The sequence below is a fragment of the Xylella taiwanensis genome, assembly GCF_013177435.1.
In the GTDB taxonomy this organism is placed as follows: domain Bacteria; phylum Pseudomonadota; class Gammaproteobacteria; order Xanthomonadales; family Xanthomonadaceae; genus Xylella; species Xylella taiwanensis.
Window position 1 is genome coordinate 2,163,412 of sequence record NZ_CP053627.1, and the last position, 21,973, is coordinate 2,185,384.

Here is a 21,973-nt window from a genome sequence, read left to right on the forward strand (position 1 = left end):
GAAGCCCGCGCATAACGCTCAGCCTCTCTCCAGCCTTTGGGCTATCCAGCTGCGAAGTGGAATCTCACACTGGAAACTCAGCAACAACGGCCGTTGCATGAATCCTAATACTCAAATCCACCCTAAAGTTGGGTCTGATAAGCGGCAGGACCCCCTTAATCACTATGCGTATCCGCCCGGACAGATGGGCAAATCAATCATCGCATCCGTATGATCTAACTCTTGATGCAACATCTGATCAATTTCTATACGCCAGAGAAATTCCAGCACGAGAATCATTTGCCTAAATGCTCTGGAAAATCACCTCAGAGGATGCCAGCACCGCTTCAACGAACGGCCCATTGTCATGTGCAATCACAACACCATGACTGCGACTCTCAAAAACACGGGACACCAGAACATTGGTCGATCATCCACCTGAGAGAACGTTGCCTGCTGCAACATGACCTAACGCAATATAAGCACGTCACAACCACCCCAAAAACTCATCGCTACGATCACAATCCAGGCACACGGGCCGGGTGCGATTCACACGGCTCTACTACTCTAGTCATCTTCCATAAAGCACTAGACCGCTTCCGGATCATCACTGTGCAAGTTCACATATACAGAAATATTAATGTCAGCAAGGCTATCGACCACCGAACCAGTCAAACATAGCTGGAATATCTCAAACAATTCCATCGCAGGAAGCGAGCTTCGTTGCCCCAACGTAAATTCTCGACACTCGCTGACACGCACGCTATGCGCCCTCAACATCACGGCAACGAAGCATCATCGGAATATCAATCCTGTTCGCAACATTAAACTTAGCATAGCGAAAATCACGAATGCTGCTTTCGACCATGACACAAGCAACTTCGTGCATGAGCCAATATAGGCGTTCGCGAGTCCAATACTCAAGGTACTGACAGACGCGATGGATAACCCAGGCTACCCTATACAAATACCTAGGGAGACTGTACAGCAATTCGATGCAAGAACAACAAACCGCCAAGCGGCATCACAACATCACTCTCTGAACATCAACAGGGCCGCAATCAGAATAAGGCTAAAGGCAGCCCAGTGATTCCAACGCAGCGGTTGACCCAAATAAAACGTCGAGAAACCAGCAAATACCAATAGAGTAATCACCTCCTGCATACCCTTCAGCTGTGCGGGCGAATAAACAGCACTGCCAAGGCGGTTACCCGGCACCTGAAGACAGTATTCAAAGAAAGCGATACCCCAACTCACAAAAATTACGGTAACCAACGAAACGCTCTTGTACTTGAGATGACCATACCAAGCGAAAGTCATAAAGACGTTACTAGCGATCAACAATAGCACTGGATATAGATAAACAGTGAAGGGAGTCAACATGACATATAAAGATGCAAAGTTAAAGTACACAAAGTAGGACATGCTCTGAAAGCACGTTCAACGTTTCTGGAACAGCATCATACCAATGAGTCACTCAAATATTTAAAACACTCCACTCAGGACAACCATCGAGCCTGAAAAATCTCAATGGACCTGCAAATCATTGTGGCCATGAAAACATATCAACCAAATCACCTTACCTGGAAGAGCATCTGAACATCAGTTCTGCGACAACCTGAAGCCATCTAAGAAAATATGATCAACAGGGCATCCGATCCCACACAACCGTTTTTCTCATGGTAATCATAGGCCATTTCGCATGTTTGGATAATGACCTTAAAAAAACCAATTCATGATCTTCGAAAAACTCTGAAAACAAGCTGCACCAAGAGATAAAAATAAAGAGATCAACATACCTAGTAGCTAAATAACACACTTGCCTATGGATACTCGATGTATGCATCCGATAACACAACAGCAATTTACATGACTGAATCTGTTTCGGAGATAGTTGGCAAAGACTACCCATGAACGCAACTAAACGGAGCACACCGGAATATCCCCGATAGAAAAACAACGTCCCGCATCCACCACCACACCCCAAACAAGCATCACGATGAAAATATAAGCAAAGCGAAGATCTTGGCAGCACCCACCCTTTCATAGAATTTTTACAGTGGAATCACATGAACCAAGCAATTACAACGTCGAAGCATAACCTGACAACTCCATTACATAATGACGATTATGAAGCTTGGACATCGGGCTCAAAAACTAAACCGAATGCAGCATTGTATACATAGAAAATCAAGTACTTCACCTGAGAACAATGGCATTCAATACACACCAAACAAAGAAAGAATGTAGATCCAATTATCAAATACGCGAAAGAAACACTGAATACCACAGAACGTGCTTGATTCGAAAGAATCTTAAATCAATGTTTTTTTAATGGTATATGGGAAAATCTCCCCATTAATGAAGCTGGCTAATCGCCGATACGTATCAACAGTTCTCTCATATCCGTTAACACATCACATGAACTATAGAAGACACTCCGAATGGTCTCCAAGGTGACCCCTATGGATCGCCAAAGGAGGAAGCAAAAGACCTATGAGGATATGAAATCGATAATATCTCTACTGAATTTCTGCTTGTACGCACACCTAACAAAAGTAATTACTATCTCCAGCATTTGGCAAAGAATCTTTGATTTATCCAAAAAGCATTAAAAACCTGAGAAACCATCACCTTTTTTTGATTAAGAAATCCTCAACCTTTTTTCCGGAAGCAACCAACTCCGTCAACCAACGCGGCCGCTTACCACGCCCAACCCAAATCTCATTTTTATTTGATGGATTACGATACTTTGCTGAAACTTTGGCAAGCTTACGTTCTTCCGTCTTCGGCAACTTCTTAGTGGTGCTCACCTTCCGGCTACGGCCACTCGGCGCCTTAGCAAACAACTCCTCAATGGTATAACCGTTGACCTTAGCAGCCTTGATCAGCGCTGTACGAACCTTATCAATTGAAGCGCGTTTAGTAACAACACTGTGCTGTTTCTGAGCAGCTTTAATCAAAATGCTCAATTGTTTGGCCGATAGGTCAGTAAGATCAATGGACATCTCGACTCCGAAAAAATAATATAGGATTTTTTTAAGCAAAAAAATTTATGTGCTTAACATCCAGGTCATTATAATCACTCGGTTTGAAACTGACAAACACACAACAAAACTTACAATGGAACGTTCATATTTCAATAACACAAATCAATCAGGGTTTTATTCGCGCCAACAATGTCGCCTTGTCTAAATTCTCAACCATTGCAGCGCGGCGTGCGCGATATTCATAAGTCCCAGCAGCCAATCCACGCTCAGAAACCACGATGCGGTGAGGAATACCGATTAATTCAATGTCCGCGAACATCACGCCAGGACGCAAACCACGATCATCCAATACTGTATCAACATCGGCAAACTGCAACTCGGTAAGGAGCGCCTCTGCGGCAGTGGCGATCACCGGATCTTTTTTCGGATTAATCACACAGATCGCCACCTGCCATGGTGCCATCGGAACTGGCCAAATGATGCCAGAGACATCATGGTTCTGTTCGATTGCGGCAGCAACGATCCGTGACACACCGATGCCATAACAACCCATCGTCATGGTTGCAGCTTTACCATGTTCATCCAACACAGTCGCGTTCATTGCTTCAGCATACTTACGGCCAAGCTGGAACACGTGACCAACTTCGATACCACGAGCAATACAGATCTTCCCACCATCGACAGCACGATCCCCTTCGATGACATTGCGAATGTCAGCCACAGTCTCCGGCTCAGGTAAGTCTCGGCCCCAATTAACCCCAACCAAATGAAAGCCAGCCTCGTTAGCACCGACCACGAAATCGACCATCACTGCGACCTCACAATCGGCAATGATGCGGATCGGCATGCAGGGGTCAACCGGACCAAGAAACCCGGGCTCACTGCCCAGATGCATGGCAATCTCGACCTCATTAGCCAAACGAAAATTGAGCAGACCTGGTAGCTTGCTCAGCTTGATATCGTTGAGCGTATGATCACCACGCAACAAGACCAACACAAAACCGCTCTCGGTCATCACCGCGATTGACTTCACCATACGCTGCAGTGGAAGCTCCAATAGTGCAGCCACATCCTCGCAACGTTTCTGAGTCGGAGTGCTGACTTTGTGCAACGTTTCCTTTGCGGCCAAGCGCGGACCAGGCGCAGCAGCGATTGCAGCCTCAACATTGGCTGCATAATCCGATCCTGTGGAGAAGGCCAGTATATCTTCTCCAGAATCGGCAATCACGTGAAACTCCTGCGAGGCATCACCGCCAATCGAACCAGAATCGGCCTGTACTGCACGGAACTCCAGACCCAAACGGGTAAAAATACGTGTATAAGCGGCCTTCATATTTTCGTACTCGTGTACCAAATCGACATCGTGCAGATGGAATGAATAGGCATCTTTCATCACAAATTCGCGCGCACGCATCACACCGAAGCGGGGCCTAATCTCATCACGGAATTTAGTCTGGATTTGGTAAAGATTGACGGGTAGCTGTTTATAACTGGTCAATTCCTGTCGTACGTAATCAGTCACTGCCTCTTCTGCCGTGGGGCTGTAACAGTAGTCGGCCTGTTTACGATCCTTGATCTTGAGCAACTGGCCACCGAACTTCTCCCAGCGTCCGGATTCTTCCCACAATTCGCGGGGCTGGATTGTCGGTAATAACATTTCTACCGCCCCGGCACGATCCATCTCCTCACGCACGATTGCTTCCACTTTACGTAGAACACGCAACCCCAACGGCGACCATGTATATAGACCAGAAGCCAGCTTGCGAATCATACCGGCACGCAGCATCAGCCGGTGACTGACCAACTCAGCATCAGCGGGGATTTCCCTTGTGGTATGCAGATGAAACTCAGACAAACGCATCGAAAAGCTTCCCAAGAAGCAGAAATCCCATATTCTGCCAGCCCTTCCTAAGCAGCAGGCAAACCAAGTCACATAATAGGGAGTACTCAGTGCTACAACACAGCCGTGCAATTAGCCTTAATCGCAGCCTCGGCCACAGCCTTCTGAGCCGCACGCTGAGTATCGTCCAGCGGAGTATCTGGCTTGCCATCACCGTTTGAATCCAGCATCAACTTACCACTACCACTGAGCAATTCCAGATTCTTACGTGCGTTAATGCAGGCCGAACTCTCAACTGAAGCCGCTTGGCTGGTGAGAGCTGTGTCGCCACGATTACTAACATGCATGGTTTCGAAAGACTGCCCCTGTTGCGGGGGAGTCCCCGAATAATGGGAAACCCCATTGCGGTCCTTCCATTTATACAATGTGCCAGCACTGACACTTATACTGACGAGTAACAGACAGCAGACGGCAAGTCGTTTCATTACCTTGGTCTCCATAAACATCTAGGGTGGGATTGCAGCACTTGCAAGCATGGCTGGCAAGTCATCGCCGTGGAGCGCCGTGATCTGTCAAATGTTTACGAGAAAAGTACGGCGTACCGACAGCTTACCCTCAGGATGACACACGCCCTACACTGTGCATATGAACAAGATACGATCTATAGCGGGTTCACGCACGATCTACCTGCTACCTAACCTACTTACCACCGTCGGTTTATTTTCCGGATTTTACGCAATCATTGCTGCAACCAACGGCCAGTTCGCCGACGCCAGCATCGCCGTATTTATTGCGGCATTAATGGACGGCTTGGACGGCCGCGTCGCACGCATGACTGGCACAAGCAGCGAATTCGGCGTGCAGTACGACTCTCTCGCCGACCTGGTCAGCTTCGGCATAGCACCTGCACTGGTGATGTACCACTGGTCGCTATCAACACTGAAACTCGACAGCAACGTGATGGGCCGGGTTGGTTGGGCAGCCGCATTTCTGTATACAGCCTGCGCGGCACTACGTTTAGCACGCTTCAATACCCAGGTCGAAATGGTCGACAAGCGTTGGTTCGTCGGCCTCGCCAGCCCAGCTGCGGCTGGATTGATGATGTCCTTTATCTTTGCATTTTCCGACGGCAAGTTGGGCTGGAGCGGAGAGGATCTGCGCTACATCACACTCAGCGTGACTATCGTCGCAGCACTACTGATGGTCAGTCGAATCCTGTTTTGGAGCTTCAAGGGGAATGCAAGTGATCCGCGATCAAACAATATCCCGTTCCTGGCACTGGCCCCCATCTTACTGGCATTGATGATGATCGACCCACAACGGGTGTTACTGACAATCGTTGTGCTATACACACTGTCCGGGCCAATACTGTGGCTGTGGCGACGCCGATACAAGAAGAGAGCCGAAACGAAATGATCGGCACGATGACCTCAACACCATGGTCAGCCCAGCAGCTATCCTGGTTGCAAGCGATGGGTTATACCGTCTATCTGGATCGTAAAACGTTTCCCAAGCCAGCGAGCACGGACAAAACGCCATGCACCATGCCTGAAAACGGCTCAATGCATGAACGACAAGACACTACGCATCCGCTGGAAACATTGACTATGGCACACAGTAGGACAGACGCCATACCTGTACCACAACGCCGGGGGCATATCGGTATACCCGACAGACTCCAAATCGCACTGCTACGCGCCTGTACCGGCAACCCATCAGATCCACAGGTACAACAAATAATGGCAACCTGGCCGCTGGCACAGCTACGCGCCGACCCGGATGCTAAGCGCGCACTGTGGCCGCAACTGCGCGCCATACGCCGTCGGGCAAGCAAGTAAATGAACACGCTAAAGACCTCACCATTACCGGTACGGTTCTGCACACTGCGCGAATCGAACTTGGACAAAGTGATGGACATCGAACACCGTGTCTACCGATTCCCATGGACACGCACCATCTTTTGCAACTGCCTGCAATCCGGGTATCTTTCTCTACTGATGAAGCAAGGCCGCAACATGGTCGGGTACGGCATAGTAAGCATCACTGGAAAAGAGGCACACCTACTCAACGTCTGTATCGCTCCGGAACAACAATCACACGGCCTCGGGCGCACCCTGCTACGCACATTAGTGAAACTATCACGCAACCGCGGTGCACAACGCATGTTTCTCGAAGTGCGCCCGTCTAACACCGCAGCAATTGCGCTATACCACTCCGAAGGGTTCAATGAGATTGACCGCCATCCACACTACTACCCCGCACACAACGGACACGAAGACGCTTTAGTCATGGGCATGGAATTCCCATGAATCGCATCACGTCGAATTTCTGAAAGCCACATTCATTGCAACGCTGTGTTTAATGCCGCACTGGAGAGGATCTAATCCCGATGACAGCTTCCCACCTTAGGCTCCACCACCCCAAGTGAGACTACCGGGATGCTCTGCGTCGAAAAGGCACAAAAACTCGCGCCTGCTATCCGATAGAACTCCAAATGACCACCACTGGCTAACCGAATACCAAACGCACGGGCGAACAGCAAATACCGATATCCCGAGATACGGGACAGCCATCATTGCATACATTCACCAGGGATCCGCGTCTAACCCCAATATTGCAATAACACTCATATTGCCATGCAAATATCCAGCCTGCGCACATGCTTCTACAACCAACGTTCAAGGTCCACTGCAAGCAGGCAGGTTTAAAGCAACAACTAGGACCACATACTACGACATGCATGTCCCGCCACTGTGCGAAAAAAATAATACGGTGAGAAACCCTGCATAGACCATCTCCACGCCAGTTGCACAACGTGCAGCACTAGGCACCAGCAATCATACTTAAGCAGTCATCAACTGGTTCATTTTCAACACATTGCACTACCCCACCTACATCACCATCACTGAAATGAACGCAAGCCTGCTATGTAGCATTGAATATTCCGCTCAAAATTCCCTAAACACCGCGAACACCATCAGACACCATCAGACACCATCAGACACCATCAGACACCATCAGACACCATCAGACACCATCAGACACCATCATGCAAACACCGAAAGACCCTAGCCACATTAATGGTTATTGAGTGACTGCTCGATTCAGCGCAACGGCCTGTCATTCAAAATAATCCGATTCATATCGCATCACATAACCTGTCAGGCCAAATGGTTGCTATTTCCATTGCTACCGCACTATCAAACTAAATACGAATAAGCACAGCACAACTCAGCCTGCAAAACAGTACTAAGGACAAAACGTGCGGCACACTTCAACCTGTGTTATCCGCAATAAACACATGGAACTACGCGGCACTGACACTCCAAACCACCCAAGATGACACACATAAAATGTTCGAGAATCCTGTCAAATGAACTGTTCGACAGATGTAACAGCCATCGGAACTCAAGCATTACGTCTCCTATCGCTTGCCCAGAAAAAGTCTACACCGCATCGTTCTTCCTATGTCTCAAACAAAAATGGGACTCAGAGATCATGATCAGGACGCCCTATTAATCTCGCCGTCTCTCAAGCAATCACCCAACTCGACCGATGCTGACAGGTCGCACTCCCTGTACGGGTACTGTCGTTGGCCACAACGACCACATAGACGGCACCTGTAGCCTTGTCGTCATCGGCACAGCACAGCCCCCCCCCTCCGCTGGCCAGCATAGACGTTCCGATCGATACACGGATGGGAAACCAAGCCAGTACCCTCTGCCATCCATTCTTGGCTGCAATCTTCGTGTCGGCACTCCTCAATTCACCTACGACATACATCTGCGACCACCACCCGGACAGCATCCCTATCATTACGTTGTTACTACCAAATAGAATCGTGACTTCGGCCAATGGGATTGGATGGCTACACACCACATACGATCCCTCAATGGTAAAAGCGACTGCATTGGATATGAGATAGGCCATTTTTCAGCGTCATTTCCACAGGACTAAACCGATCTCAGACACACCCATACCTGGTCTCCAGCACGTTGCCTTGTACCAGCCACGACTTCACGGACAGGAACAACCTGTACAGACATATGGCGTGCTTTAACGAACTCAGCTTGCACACCTTGAGATACCCAAACTAGCGCTCAGTCATTCCCGAATGCGCCTCGGCCTAAGCCAAAATACTAGTCTTGATGCATCCTGGTGAATCGAAAGTCATCAGGGCACCCTGATCTTGCCCCGCTTGTTACGTTTTCCAGTTGATATCGCAATACTACAAATATAGAACCAGCATTGACATCGAATCGCTCATCATTCCCGTGATGAGCCAATACCACTCCACACTTGAATTTCCTGAGCATGCTGCAGATTCCCTGCCTCGACCACGTCGGCGTTTGTACAAAACAGAATATGTAACCGTCCGGAGCAAGCGCCCACACCGGCAGGCACTTTCATGCCGAAAGACCACGACTGCACTTTTATTCCGTGGTATATCTAAAAATCACCCTGTCTGCTGGCATTATTCTCCTCACTCAGCACAGCGATCAGTGTGATATCGACCACCACACCACACGTATGAACAGGCAACTCGCCGCAGCCGACATCAACTTGAACCACTGCCATACACAATGGATGCACAGCATCTTCCATGATGTGCATGGCAGATAACACTACGTCATCCTCAAACAGAAACACCACCAGAGCGGGCACAGTGCCAAGCGCATCCTCGGATTGAAAAACTCGCGCTAAAGTGTGCACTTTACAACGCTCTCCCCCACCCAATTACTTCATGGCCAAAATCGTCTCGGTATTTCAAAATCCCGCAAAATACAAGGGGCAGCAATTTATTGAAATGTTATTTAGCCATACAGTAAATCAGGCCCTCCCCTAGAACCTAGGCATCAATCCAACATAGCGTGCTCGTAACTTCAACCGTTTGGTTGCATTGCCGATCAAGCAGGTGCAAGCAATTCAAACTGCATCGCCTCGCCGCTTTGCGCGTTTGCACACACCCATAGATCGAAGCAACCAGGCTCAGTACCATACACACCTTGCGGATTGGTAAAAGCCAACGCATGGCGGTCCAAAGTAAAACACACCTCCACACTTTCCCCTGGTGCGATGTAGACCTTACGAAAAGCCTTCAGCTCACGTATCGGTCGCACGCGACTGGCAACACGATCATGCACGTACAACTGCACCACCTCCTCACCAGCAACCATGCCAGTGTTAGTGACACAGGTAGTCACCAGCAACGTCTGATCCCATGCCAGACACACCGTACTTAATCGCGGCGCAGAATAGGCGAAACAGGTATAGCTCAACCCATGACCGAACGCATACAGCGGCGCATTCGGAACCTCACGCCAGCGCGCCTTGAACTCAGACATGGTCGGCAACTCAGGGCGGCCAGTACGTGGATGATTATAAAAATACGGCTGCTGTCCCGTCATATAAGGGAAACTCACCGGCAAGCGCCCAGACGGGTTGTAGTCCCCAAACAGCACGTCAGCCACAGCCGTGCCCGTCTGCGTCCCAAGAAACCAAGTGACCAGGATTGCCTGCGCGTCACGCACCGCTCCCCTGAGCGCCAGCGCGCGACCGTTACGTAACAACACCACAATTGGCTTACCCGTCGCAGCCACTGCCTCAGCCAGTGCCTGCTGCACCGCAGGCAACACGATGTCGGTACGCGACTGCGCTTCACCGCTGTAACGCTGCGGCTCACCCAACGCCAGCACCACCACGTCCGCCGCTTGTGCGGCCTGCACCGCATCGGAGATACCACCAGAAATCGGTTCCTCCATAGTGCAACCTGGGACCACCGTAAGCATCTGCGTGTCGACCACTGCACGCACGCCCTGCTCCAAACTCACATAACGGTGCCTATCACCGAACAGAGTCCAGCATCCCTCAATGTTGTCACGATCCCGCACAAACGGACCAATCAGCGCGATACGTTGCCCTTGCTTGCACAACGGCAATAACGGCCCCTCGTTTTTCAGTAATACGATAGAACGCCGGGCCGCATCACGCGACAGCGCATCATGCACCGGAATGTACGAGACATCGGCTTCGCGCACTGGATCCAAAGACCGGTACGGGTTGTCGAACAAACCAATGACTTCCTTGATCTGCAACATACGCCGCACACTCGCATCAAGCATCGCCATCGGCACCTCGCCACTCGCCACTAACGCAGGCAAATGCTCGGCATAAAAACCGCTCTGCATACTCAAATCCATCCCAGCCAGGAACGCTTTCTTAGTCGCGTCACGTGCATCAGCAGCATAGCCATGTGCGATCAACTCCATATCAGCGGTGTAATCGGAAATCACCAGACCAGGGAAACACCATTCACCACGCAGAATATCGGTGAGCAGCTCGCGATTTGCGCTGGCCGGTACCCCATTGATGTCGTTGAATGCCGTCATCACCGTCAATGCACCGCCAGCAAACGCCGCTTGAAACGGTGGTAAATGCACATCCCGCAGCGTCTGCAACGCAATCTCCACATTCCCATAATCCATCCCAGCAGCCACCGCACCGTAAGCAGCAAAGTGCTTTGGTGTGGCCATCAATGCATCGGGCGCCTTCAAGTCAGGACCCTGAAAACCACGCACACGGGCTGCTGCAAACGCACAACCCAGCACTGTATCCTCACCCGCCCCCTCAGCAACACGGCCCCAGCGCTGGTCGCGAGCAATATCCACTGCCGGCGCGTAAGTCCAATGAATACCCGTCGCCGTGGCCTCAATTGCAGTCGCCCGCGCGGTACGTTCGGCGAGCTCGGGCTCGAAGGTGGCCGCTTCACCCAACGGAATCGGGAACACAGTACGCATCCCATGAATCACATCCGCAGCCAAAATCACCGGAATTCCGAGGCGACTCTCCTCTACCGCAACCTGTTGAATCCTAAGACCCAGTTCAACCCCAACGCCATTGAACAACGAGCCAACCCGGCCCGCACGCACCTGAGCCAACAGCTCTTCAGCGTTACGCACATTGGCCTCAGGATTCACATCCGGCGCGAATGGCCGCACCATGTCAGCAAAAACACCTAACTGACCCACTTTTTCCTCTACGGTCATACAGGCAAGCAGGGATTCGATGCGATCGGAAGCAATCATGAAGTCCTTGATAAAACGTTTATTTAGCCGTGGAATTTAGTCATCGGGGCCACTTGACACGTGTACCTGAAAACACACTGCCTGCCACAGACATAGAAAAAAGTGCTCATCTACATACTTATAACCAACCACACCGCAGAAAAATCATGAAGATCAACTGCCTACACACAGTGCTCCAACAAGATGATAAGACCAACACACGACACACCGTCGATGACCCACACAATGAATAGAGCTTCCTAGATAACAATGTAATGTGCATTACACACATCACTAACAAAGATAAACAGATCAAACACCTGTATGTCTCGCTGCACTCTGGGCTCGGCAAGGATCGCCTTGCTGAATATCGATAAGTAAGAAAATTAAATCGGGCGGACATGTATGCCGATCACATCCCAACGTCAGGTCATCCCTGGATTGGACAGGGAGACTTCGACACACCGTTGCACTACATCGGCGCGTTATAGATCACGATCATCGAGCCGCTCTGTCATCCATCGTGACATGCTCCTTACTGCATGTCGTGCACATACAAACGAACGCAACAGCAGGCGTCAAACCTCAGACTCCACTAACACAGAGGATATAACACTGCCACGTTGAGCAGTTTCCAGCAGCATCGTGTCGCTGGAACTCTGAAAAACCCTCAATCCAAAGTGCGGCAACAACGCCAACAGATGATCAAATATGTCCGACTGAATTTGCTCGTACGCCGCCCAACCCGTGTCGTTTGCAAAACAGTAGATCTCCAAAGGCAATCCAAGGGCAGTGGGCTGCAATTGCCGTACCAACAGCGTCATGTCCTGATGCACATGCGGACTAGCACGCAAGTAATGCTCCACATAGGCGCGAAATGTCCCGAGGTTGGTAATACGACGCGCATTGACTGCAGGCACACCCTGGCGTGACAGCGCTATGTTCCACTCAGCCAAAGTGACGCACTTCGCATCAATGTAATCACGCAATACGTTGAACTCGCGCATCCGTGCAATCTCTGGCTCGTTAAGAAAGCGCACACTGTGCTGATCCAACAACAACGAGCGCTTGATGCGGCGCCCACCACTCTCCTCCATTCCACGCCAGTTCTTGAACGAATCGCTGATCAATCGCTTGATCGGAATCGCACTGATGGTCTTGTCCCAGTTCTGGATTTTGACCGTATGCAAGGCAATATCGACCACAGTCCCATCGGTGCCCTGCTGCGGCATTTCGATCCAATCGCCCACCCGCACCATATCGTTGGAATTAATCGTCACACTGGCGACCAACGACAACAGAGTGTCCTGAAATACCAAAATCAGCACGGCCATCATCGCACCCAGACCAGAAAGAAGGATCAACGGTGACTTGTCAACCAATACTGAAATCATCAGCACGGCTGTAAACAGACCAAGTACAATTTTCAGCAACTGTACATAACCCTTGATCGGCTTGTGCTGCGCATCGGGACCGCGCTCATACACTTGATTCGCCAAATCCAGCAGGCGAGCCAGTGCCAGTGCCACGGTCAAAACAATAAAGGCCGTACAAATGTTACGCACCACTGCAACCGCCACCTGTGGCACATCCGGCACCGCAGCCACACCCAGAGCCAGCACCAACGCCGGGACCACATTAGCCAAGCGCGGGATGACACCCAAACGCATGCCGTAACCACCCTCCTCACCAGCAAGCACACTACTGCGCAGCACACGCCGCAGGCCACGCAGCAAGACCCGCTTCGTCACCCAATTAGCAAACCAAGCAGCCAGCAACAATATGATTGTCACCAATACACGGTAGATCCAGGGATACGGTGCCAAAGCATCCTGCAAATGGACCCAGGCAACAGTAATGGTGGCATTGAACATCGTCACTCCAAAATCACAGCATCATCAATGTACAGCATGGCCCACCCGTGCATCCCGGCTTTTGAAGTGAGCCAAGACACGAAAACCCTCAATGGCGGCATCCACTTGTCTTACCACCACACACTATCCAGACTGGGGCACGCCTGCGAAGACGAGGATATCGCCTCTCATATTTCACGACGGACCACTGCACTGGATTGCAGCAACGTCAGCATCCAAGATGCTCACCACACTTAAGCGGCCTTGGTACGGTGGCGCTCAATGATCACGCCCACTGCCTGCGCACCATGCACCGCGCCCGGTTTGCTCAGTTTCAGACGCAGCCACTGCATGTCGAATTCAGTAAGCAATACCGCGGCACAATGCTCGGCCAACGTCTCGACCAAACCGTAGTCAGACTGCTGCACCACTTCGATCAAACGCTTGCTGATCGCCTTATAGTCTAATGCGTCAACGATATCGTCGCTGGCTGCCGGAGGGCGATTGTCGAACCCCATTTCAAGATCAAAACACAGCATCTGACGAACCCGCCGCTCCCAGTCGTAAATACCGATCAATGCGTCGACCTCGAGACCTTCGATAAACACTTTGTCCATAGGAAGTTTTGTTAGGAAAAATAAAACACTCAGAGTGCAGAAAACGGTTTCACGCGGACACCGCAAGATGGAATTACGCACTCATCGGCGGCACAACGACAGATGTCAATGGCGGCAATGTCGCCATATCCCAACGCGGCGTTACACGCACAGCAGCATCGCTCTGCTGACCTGCTTGCAAACGCAACGCCCCAGCAAAAGCAATCATCGCACCATTGTCAGTACACAATGCTGGACGCGGGAAACAAGCACGCCCGCCGCGCTGTAGGCACATTGCTTGTAATCGTGCACGCAGGCGCTTGTTGGCACCAACCCCCCCAGCCACCACCAGCGTCTGGCAAGCAACCGTATCCAAGGCACGCTCGCACTTGATCGCCAAGGTATCCACCACCGCATCCTCAAAACCACGTGCGACGTCAACACGGGTTGCTTCGGACTGATCACTGTTGCGCCAAGCCAGCAATACCTGAGTCTTTAATCCGGAAAAGCTAAAATCCAACCCTGGACGATCAACCATTGGACGAGCGAAACAGAATCGACCAGGAATCCCCTGTTCGGCCAACGCAGCCAACTGCGGCCCTCCCGGGTACGACAGGCCCATTAGCTTGGCAACCTTGTCAAAAGCCTCGCCAGCAGCATCGTCCAGCGTTTCACCAAGCAACCGGTAATGGCCGATCGCCTCGACTGCAACCAACTGGGTATGCCCCCCAGAGACCAGCAGCGCTAAAAACGGCACCTCAGGGGGATCATCCTCCATCAACGGTGACAACAGATGGCCTTCCATGTGATGCACCCCAATCGCCGGCACCTCAAGTGCCCAAGCCAACGCACGCGCTACCCCAGCACCCACCAGCAGCGCACCGACGAGACCAGGCCCGGCCGTGTAGGCCACTCCATCCAAGTCCTCAACCGAAAGCCTGGCCTCAGCCAGCGTCTGGCGCAGCAACGGCAGCAACTTGCGCACATGATCACGGCTTGCCAATTCCGGGACCACACCACCGTACTCAGCATGCAAAGCAACCTGGCTATACACATGATGAGCACGCAAGGCAGCAGCACCACTTAACGCCGTGTCATACACTGCAACGCCAGTCTCGTCGCAGGACGATTCAATACCGAGGATTTTCACACATAACCTGTTATTTTCGCTTGCATCGGCCTACACGCCAATTCGCATAAGGCTTGCACACGCATTCTAAGCCTTTATAATGCCCTGTTTTCTGGGGCCGCAGATCCACGTTTGTGCGAGCCTGCTCGCAAAACCCACGCCCCTAGCCGTCAGTCCATCTATGGAGAATGCATGCCAAGCGTTAAAGTCCGCGAAAACGAGCCTTTCGAATTTGCGCTGCGTCGTTTTAAGCGCACTTGCGAGAAAGCGGGCATCTTAGCCGAGACCCGAAAGCGCGAGTTCTACGAAAAGCCAACCCAAGAACGTAAGCGGAAGGCTGCTGCTGCTGTGAAGCGCCAGATGCGCCGTACCTCGCGGGACGTCACCAAGCGCAAACGCCTGTACTGAATTCTGGTACACGTACGACACGCCTCTCGGTCTGTGTTTTGGTCCGCGCAAGCAGCGCGACCATCTCGGGGCGTTCCGCGATAGCCGGCACGCGCAATCGTGACCGGTTTTTTTGTGTTGCCCCCTCCTCACACCTCATTTAAATCCAGCAGACTTCCCTACTCCCGGCCAGTTTCCTCATTCACGGAGACACACATGAGCCTCAAACAACACATCACCGATGACATGAAGGTCGCCATGAAGAGCGGCGACAAACACAGCCTAGGGGTGATCCGACTCATCAACGCCGCTATCAAGCAGAAAGAAATCGACGAACGCATCACGTTGGATGATGAAAGTGTACTCACGGTGTTGCACAAAATGGTCAAGCAACGCAGGGATTCACTAAAACAATACAGCGATGCCGGCCGCGAGGACCTTGCTCAGATAGAACGCGACGAAATCATAGTGATCGAACGCTACCTACCAGCCAGACTCAGCGAAGCAGAGATTGTTACTGCAATCCAAACAACGATTGCAGAAACTGGCGCCTCAAGTTCAGCCGATATGGGAAAACTGATGGGAGCGCTCAAATCTAAGTTGGCCGGCCAAGCCGACATGGGACAAATCTCTGCACTGGTGAAAAAACACCTGTCTCACTAAGCCCTACAAGCTGCTGGCAAACACGCTTCAAGCCCACAAACGGTCGCTTCTATGCTGCTGGGTGGATCACGTTGCCAGCCATTATCTAGCCCAGCATCCATTCCAAATCATCCGCCCATCAGGCATCCATCATGCCGCCATTCACCTGCCTTTGCCATCCCATCTGCTAGAAACGCAACGCCACCGATGGCGCACGCACAGCACCCCCCATACCCAACCCCATCGTGCGAACGACGCTGGCAGCACAGTATGTAATGAAAGCGAACAACACTATGGCGGAGCATCTCCTTTCACCCAAACGACTAAATAAACACCTGCAACGCTTGCAACAGAGCCTACCGATGGCGCTGGTCAACCGTTTCACCGAGATCGACGTACTGACTCAAGCCGCCTCACTGTCGTTCTACGCACTGTTATCGCTGGCACCACTACTGGTACTGCTACTGTGGCTGACCGCCTCGCTGTATCCAACCGCACAAGAAGCGCTGATCACACAGATTGACCAGTTAGCCGGCAACAGTGCAGCCACCGTTGCCAAAACGATCTTACAGAACGCCACCGCACAACCTACTTTCGGCACGCTGGCAGGACTGTGGAGCACCTTGCTATTACTCATCGGGGCGACAGCGGTATTCGCACAATTACAAAACGCGCTGAACCTCATCTTCCACACCGATCAACAACGCATGGACGGGATGCAAGCATGGCTGAAAAAGCGGGTATTTTCGTTCGGTGTTGTGTTGGCACTGGGCTTCCTGCTGATCATCTCCATGATCGCCACAACCGCACTGCAAGTCGTGTTTGCACACTTGCCTTCCATGCTGCCAACGATAGGCTACCTGACCACGTTGGTGTTATACACGTTGGCCTTTGCGTTTTTGTACCGCTATCTACCCGACCGGGTCGTCAACTGGCGCCAAGCCTGCATTGGCGGTGCGATCACCGCTTGCTTATTTACTCTGGGCCGCTATGCCATCGGACTGTACATTAGCACCGCCGCACCGGGAAGCGCCTACGGCTCAATGGGTGCATTGGTCATTATGCTGGTATGGATGTACTACACATCCGTCGTGTTCTTCATCGGCGCACTGCTGACTGCCGTCATCGACGAGCGATTGCGCGACCACCACAGCATACGCACCTCCAAGCGTCACACTCGCCGCCGGACCTCATCGGACACCTAAATCACCCCGTATCACACTCTTTGCACAGCCCCCGCACCTGCGATGCCAACAAACATCACGGACCGCGTTCCTGAACCAAACATCAGACTGAAGAAATACCAGAAGCACATCCGTCGCTTCGTCTAACAAATGCCTCTCAGTCACATCACCCACCTTGCACGCCTCATGGCGATCCCAATACAACCCCAGTACTTGACAGACGGCCTACACTACTGAAATGGCCCGCATCCCTGATGCATTCATTGATGAACTGCTCGCTCGCACCGATATCGTCGAGGTGGTAGGCAGCCGCTTACCGCTTAAACGTCAAGGCAAGGAATATGCATCGCGCTGCCCATTCCACGACGAGCGCTCCGCCTCGTTCTATGTCTCCCCGGCCAAACAGTTCTACCACTGCTTCGGTTGTGGCGCACATGGCACCGCAATCAGTTTTTTAATGAACTACGACCGCCTCGAATTCCTCGACGCCGTCGACGAACTCGCCAAACACGCCGGGATGGAAGTCCCGCGCGAAACCCAGCCGAACCAAGCACAGCAAGACGACAGCCGCGCCCTGTACGCCGCACTGGAAGCCGCATCGCACTTCTTCCAAAAACACCTGGAAAGCAGCCCCAAAGTCCAGGCATACCTAAACGAACGCGGCGTCGATAGCAGCACCCGCACGCGCTTCCAGATTGGTTACGCACCAGACGGTTATAGCGCACTCAAAGACACCTTGGGGACCGACCAGCGGCGCATCGCACTATTAGACCGCGCAGGCATGTTCTCCAAAAACGACCGTGACCACGTCTACGACAAATTCCGCGACCGGGTGATGTTCCCGATCTTTGACCGGCGCGGCCGGGTCATTGCCTTTGGCGGCCGGGTGCTCGACAAGGACAAAAGTCCGAAATACCTCAACTCGCCGGAAACTGCCTTGTTTCACAAAGGCCGCGAACTGTACGGCCTGTGGCAGGTCCGTCAGGCACACCAGAACATCGAGCGGTTAATCGTTGTCGAAGGCTACATGGACGTGATCTCACTGTTCCAGTTTGGCGTCACCCAAGCCGTCGCCACACTCGGCACGGCAACCACTGTGGAACACGCGGAACTGCTCTTTCGCAACGCCCCGGACGTGTACTTCTGCTTCGACGGCGACAACGCCGGGCGGAAAGCCGGTTGGCGTGCACTCGAATCGGTGCTGCCACGCATGAAGGAAGGACGACAAGCCTTCTTCCTGTTCCTGCCCGATGGCGAGGATCCAGACACAATCGTACGTAAAGAAGGCAAAGATGCGTTCAACGAACGGCTGAAACAGGCCATACCACTGTCGCAATTCTTCTTCGACGCCCTGTCCCGCGACATCACTCTCAGCACTCTGGACGGCAAAGCACGCCTGGCCGAACGCGCCCGCCCACTATTAATGCAGATCCCCGACGGCGCATTCAACGATCTGATGCGACAACACCTGGCACACCTCACCGGTGTCAATGTCGCACACCCCGTATCAGCACCAACCGCCACATCACGGCCACCGGCACACATCCCCACACAGAAACGCAACCTGGTCCACGCAACAATCGCAATCGTTCTACAGCAACCCTCGCTAGTGATGACCCTGGACAACCAATCCCCGCTTGCCATTACCGGCCTGCGGCAGCCGGGCATCGACCTACTCCTGGAATTACTCGACCTAGTGCGGCAACGCCCGGAAATCACCACAGGCACACTACTGGAACACTTCACAGAACGCGAAGAACACGTCCTACTGCGCACCCTGGCCACACAAGCCATACCAGGCGACGCCAGCACCTGGACCCAGGAGTTACACGGCGCGATCACACAAATGGAGAAACAACTCCTTCAGCAACGCCTGGACGAGCTACAAGCCAAACAACGCACCCAGCGCCTGGACGAAACTGATAAGTACGAACTGCGTGAACTTCTGAAAGCGCGCGCCACGCTGCGGTGAAACACCCCACAACCGTATTGCATCCGCGTGCAACAACACTAAACCGATTGCCAAACCCATGTGATAGAACCACCCTCATCACCAATCAGGAAAAGCAACCTCCCGATCTCAACCCATCATCTCGATCTCTACAACGCCTGATCGAAGCCACTCGAACAGCCGCTCCGCCACCAACATCACACCACCGTGGCCGCATTGAAAACACCCCAGCGTCCACCATCCCAATGCCACACCATGCGGTGAGGCGCTCAGCAGAGACATGCACCGCATCCATTCACCCTTTGCAATACCCTCTCCACCCTCGCCGCATTGCTACCAACCCCTGGATCATAGAACGACCAACCATTCAGACGGCTACCAGGTGCATGACATCGCGCACCTTGCACGCCACTTGACCATGACGTACCGTCATAACGCACCTAAGCGTGCCGCCGCTCAGCAATACACCCATCAAAAACACCGCACCGCAGGCACCTTTTCCACTTCGACAATGGGATCAGAAACGCCGGCTCTTCTCCTGGAAATCAGCGATCCATCCTGGAACACCAAACACCTGCTCCACTGCTACGCTCACACCGAATCTGGACACACGCTCAGCAATCCCATACCACCATCCACAGACGTCTACACAGACCTCTCTCCCATTCAACCAACCTCACGCAGCGTGCGCAGCGCAGCGAGCACAGCAACAGGATCAGCCACCGGTTCCAACATCGGAGAGACCAGCGTCTCGACCAACACCGCCTGCTTCAGCATCGACATCCACTGACCGGCCTCTTGCGGTGAAGAAAATCCCGTGCTCTGCACCAGCACCCCCCCCTGTCCATCGATCAACTTGAAGTAGAAACGCCCATCCTGCGCGCGGTATTGCTTAAATGCCGGCAACGCTGCTTTCTCTCGCGGCACCGGCGCGGCCGCGGCAGTGTGATGCGACAACGTGCGCAAGCCCACCGCCTCACGCAAGCGCGCCACCAGCGGTATCGCATCGCGCTCCCGCAAACGCACCGCGCTGTCACGCAACATCGCTTCGATATCCGCCGGACGCCTCATGAAATCTGCATAACGTTCCCGCAGCGGCGCAATCTCGGCATCGATACGCTCGAACAAACACTGCTTCGCCTCCCCCCACCCCATACCATCAGCCAATGCCTGCGCGAACCCCGCACTCTCTGCAACACCAGCAAACGCCTGATACAACTGAAACACAGCCGCACCAGCCGCCTCCTTGGGCTCCCCTGGCGCACGGGAATCGGTGACGATCGAGAACACCTGCTTCTGCAAACCTTCACGCGTGGAGAAAAGCGGGATTGTATTGCCATAGCTTTTACTCATCTTGCGCCCATCCAAACCCGGCAAGGTCGCCACCTGCATATCGATCACCGCCTCTGGGAGCACAAAATACTCCCCCGCGTACACATGGTTAAAACGCTGCGCGAAATCACGCGCCATCTCAATATGCTGAATCTGATCGCGCCCCACCGGGACCTGATGCGCATTGAACAGAAGGATGTCCGCCGCCATCAACACCGGATACATAAACAGACCGGCAGTGACCCCAGCATCATCATCCTCACCCTCACTACGGTTCTTATCCACCACCGCCTTATAGGCATGCGCACGGTTGAGAATGCCCTTGGCTGCAACACACGTCAGCAACCACAGCAACTCTGTAGTTTCCGGCACATCACTCTGCCGATACAGCCACACTTTCTCCGGATCCAGACCACACGCCAGCCAACTCGCTGCAATTTCCAGCGTCGAACGCTGCGTACGCTCTGGATCCTGCGCTTTGATCAAGCTGTGCAGATCGGCCAAGAAATAAAAACTTTCAGTTCCAGGCGCACCAGCCGCACGGATCGCCGGGCGAATCGCACCAACATAATTCCCCAAATGGGGCGTCCCGGAAGTGGTGATACCAGTCAGAACACGGATACTCATGGAATGCCCAATCGGAAATACGGCTCCAAAGTCTAACGCGCGCTATGCAGAGCACCACCGGAAACAACCGCTTCCCAGAACCAGGCAATACCAGAACTCCGACTTCCCCGTGTCCAGCCTCACAACGCACCCACTCTCAACGCCCGAATACACCCATCTTGTCCCCAATGCAGTCAACATCGAAGACGAGGATCAAATGGTCAACATTCAATGGCTGATGTCGGAAAGGTCAAATATGGGAACAACACAAGCGTTACCAAGCTTTGCATCGTGTAGAAATGCATCGATCCATCAGACCCCAGACATGACGTAAAACACCCGATGAAGCGCGCTCGCCAAACCGCTCGATGACATCACGCCAACCATGAAACCCCAGAAGCAAGACAAACATCCACGCAA

Annotated in this window: 18 protein-coding genes and 1 pseudogene; 7 read left to right on the forward strand and 12 right to left on the reverse strand. The window is 52.5% G+C overall.

The genetic code is table 11. The annotated features are described in order from the left end of the window. Window positions 1-1,011: 1,011 nt before the first annotated feature. The 4 genes and pseudogenes from PLS229_RS09285 to PLS229_RS09300 form a co-directional block, all read right to left on the reverse strand. Window positions 1,012-1,362, reverse strand: coding sequence for a DMT family protein (locus PLS229_RS09285; RefSeq protein ID WP_038270449.1), 351 nt, complete (start codon window positions 1,360-1,362; stop codon window positions 1,012-1,014). A 1,253-nt stretch (window positions 1,363-2,615) separates the two neighbouring features. After that, a pseudogene (locus tag PLS229_RS09290) lies at window positions 2,616-2,987 on the reverse strand (H-NS histone family protein); the annotation flags it as partial. 148 nt (window positions 2,988-3,135) lie between these two features. Then, a complete protein-coding gene (locus tag PLS229_RS09295) occupies window positions 3,136-4,830 on the reverse strand; it encodes a proline--tRNA ligase (RefSeq protein WP_038270346.1) in 1,695 nt (564 codons plus the stop codon). A 92-nt stretch (window positions 4,831-4,922) separates the two neighbouring features. Further along, window positions 4,923-5,294, reverse strand: a complete 372-nt coding sequence (locus PLS229_RS09300) for a DUF4124 domain-containing protein (protein WP_038270345.1) — start codon at window positions 5,292-5,294, stop codon at window positions 4,923-4,925. A gap of 160 nt (window positions 5,295-5,454) precedes the next feature. Between PLS229_RS09300 and pssA the strand changes: the two genes are divergently transcribed. The 3 genes from pssA to rimI are packed head-to-tail and all read left to right on the forward strand — an operon-like array spanning window position 5,455 to window position 7,118. Then, window positions 5,455-6,225 carry a CDP-diacylglycerol--serine O-phosphatidyltransferase gene (gene pssA, locus PLS229_RS09305; RefSeq protein ID WP_038270343.1) on the forward strand — a complete coding sequence of 257 codons (771 nt, stop codon included), beginning with the start codon at window positions 5,455-5,457 and terminating at the stop codon, window positions 6,223-6,225. Next, entirely contained in the window at window positions 6,222-6,647 is a 426-nt protein-coding gene (locus tag PLS229_RS09310) for a hypothetical protein (protein WP_038270342.1), read from the forward strand. Before pssA ends, PLS229_RS09310 begins: the two co-directional genes overlap by 4 nt. Further along, window positions 6,648-7,118: a ribosomal protein S18-alanine N-acetyltransferase gene (rimI, locus tag PLS229_RS09315; RefSeq protein ID WP_038270341.1), complete on the forward strand. Its 471-nt coding sequence runs from the start codon at window positions 6,648-6,650 to the stop codon at window positions 7,116-7,118. Between the two features lie 1,222 nt (window positions 7,119-8,340). Here rimI and PLS229_RS09320 read toward each other — a convergent pair. The 6 genes from PLS229_RS09320 to tsaD form a co-directional block, all read right to left on the reverse strand. Next, the gene (locus tag PLS229_RS09320; protein WP_038270340.1) at window positions 8,341-8,739 is read right to left on the reverse strand and encodes a hypothetical protein; all 399 of its coding nucleotides are present in this window, start codon (window positions 8,737-8,739) and stop codon (window positions 8,341-8,343) included. A gap of 519 nt (window positions 8,740-9,258) precedes the next feature. Next, window positions 9,259-9,474, reverse strand: coding sequence for a hypothetical protein (locus tag PLS229_RS09325; protein WP_152536570.1), 216 nt, complete (start codon window positions 9,472-9,474; stop codon window positions 9,259-9,261). A 242-nt stretch (window positions 9,475-9,716) separates the two neighbouring features. Further along, a complete protein-coding gene (locus tag PLS229_RS09330) occupies window positions 9,717-11,891 on the reverse strand; it encodes a glycoside hydrolase family 3 N-terminal domain-containing protein (RefSeq protein ID WP_038270448.1) in 2,175 nt (724 codons plus the stop codon). Window positions 11,892-12,451: 560 nt separating this feature from the next. Then, window positions 12,452-13,747, reverse strand: coding sequence for a mechanosensitive ion channel family protein (locus PLS229_RS09335; protein ID WP_051482247.1), 1,296 nt, complete (start codon window positions 13,745-13,747; stop codon window positions 12,452-12,454). Window positions 13,748-13,980: 233 nt separating this feature from the next. Further along, window positions 13,981-14,343, reverse strand: a complete 363-nt coding sequence (folB, locus tag PLS229_RS09340; protein WP_038270338.1) for a dihydroneopterin aldolase — start codon at window positions 14,341-14,343, stop codon at window positions 13,981-13,983. Window positions 14,344-14,416: 73 nt separating this feature from the next. Further along, window positions 14,417-15,472, reverse strand: a complete 1,056-nt coding sequence (gene tsaD, locus PLS229_RS09345) for a tRNA (adenosine(37)-N6)-threonylcarbamoyltransferase complex transferase subunit TsaD (RefSeq protein WP_038270337.1) — start codon at window positions 15,470-15,472, stop codon at window positions 14,417-14,419. Window positions 15,473-15,643: 171 nt separating this feature from the next. On the opposite strand from tsaD, the gene rpsU reads away from it, so the two are divergent. The 4 genes from rpsU (at window position 15,644) to dnaG (ending at window position 19,636) form a co-directional block, all read left to right on the forward strand. Beyond that, the gene (gene rpsU / locus PLS229_RS09350) at window positions 15,644-15,859 is read left to right on the forward strand and encodes a 30S ribosomal protein S21 (protein WP_038270336.1); all 216 of its coding nucleotides are present in this window, start codon (window positions 15,644-15,646) and stop codon (window positions 15,857-15,859) included. Between the two features lie 195 nt (window positions 15,860-16,054). Then, window positions 16,055-16,501 carry a GatB/YqeY domain-containing protein gene (locus tag PLS229_RS09355; protein WP_038270335.1) on the forward strand — a complete coding sequence of 149 codons (447 nt, stop codon included), beginning with the start codon at window positions 16,055-16,057 and terminating at the stop codon, window positions 16,499-16,501. A 272-nt stretch (window positions 16,502-16,773) separates the two neighbouring features. Further along, on the forward strand, window positions 16,774-17,685 hold the full coding sequence (locus tag PLS229_RS09360; protein WP_051482246.1) for a YihY/virulence factor BrkB family protein: 912 nt from the start codon (window positions 16,774-16,776) through the stop codon (window positions 17,683-17,685). Between the two features lie 217 nt (window positions 17,686-17,902). Continuing rightward, the gene (gene dnaG / locus PLS229_RS09365) at window positions 17,903-19,636 is read left to right on the forward strand and encodes a DNA primase (protein ID WP_038270334.1); all 1,734 of its coding nucleotides are present in this window, start codon (window positions 17,903-17,905) and stop codon (window positions 19,634-19,636) included. Window positions 19,637-19,744: 108 nt separating this feature from the next. Here dnaG and PLS229_RS09370 read toward each other — a convergent pair whose 3' ends face one another. Both PLS229_RS09370 and PLS229_RS09375 read right to left on the reverse strand, forming a co-directional pair. Further along, a complete protein-coding gene (locus tag PLS229_RS09370; protein ID WP_160165119.1) occupies window positions 19,745-19,897 on the reverse strand; it encodes a hypothetical protein in 153 nt (50 codons plus the stop codon). 384 nt (window positions 19,898-20,281) lie between these two features. Then, complete coding sequence (locus tag PLS229_RS09375) at window positions 20,282-21,574, reverse strand: tryptophan--tRNA ligase (protein ID WP_038270333.1); 1,293 nt, start codon at window positions 21,572-21,574, stop codon at window positions 20,282-20,284. Between the last annotated feature and the right edge of the window lie 399 nt (window positions 21,575-21,973).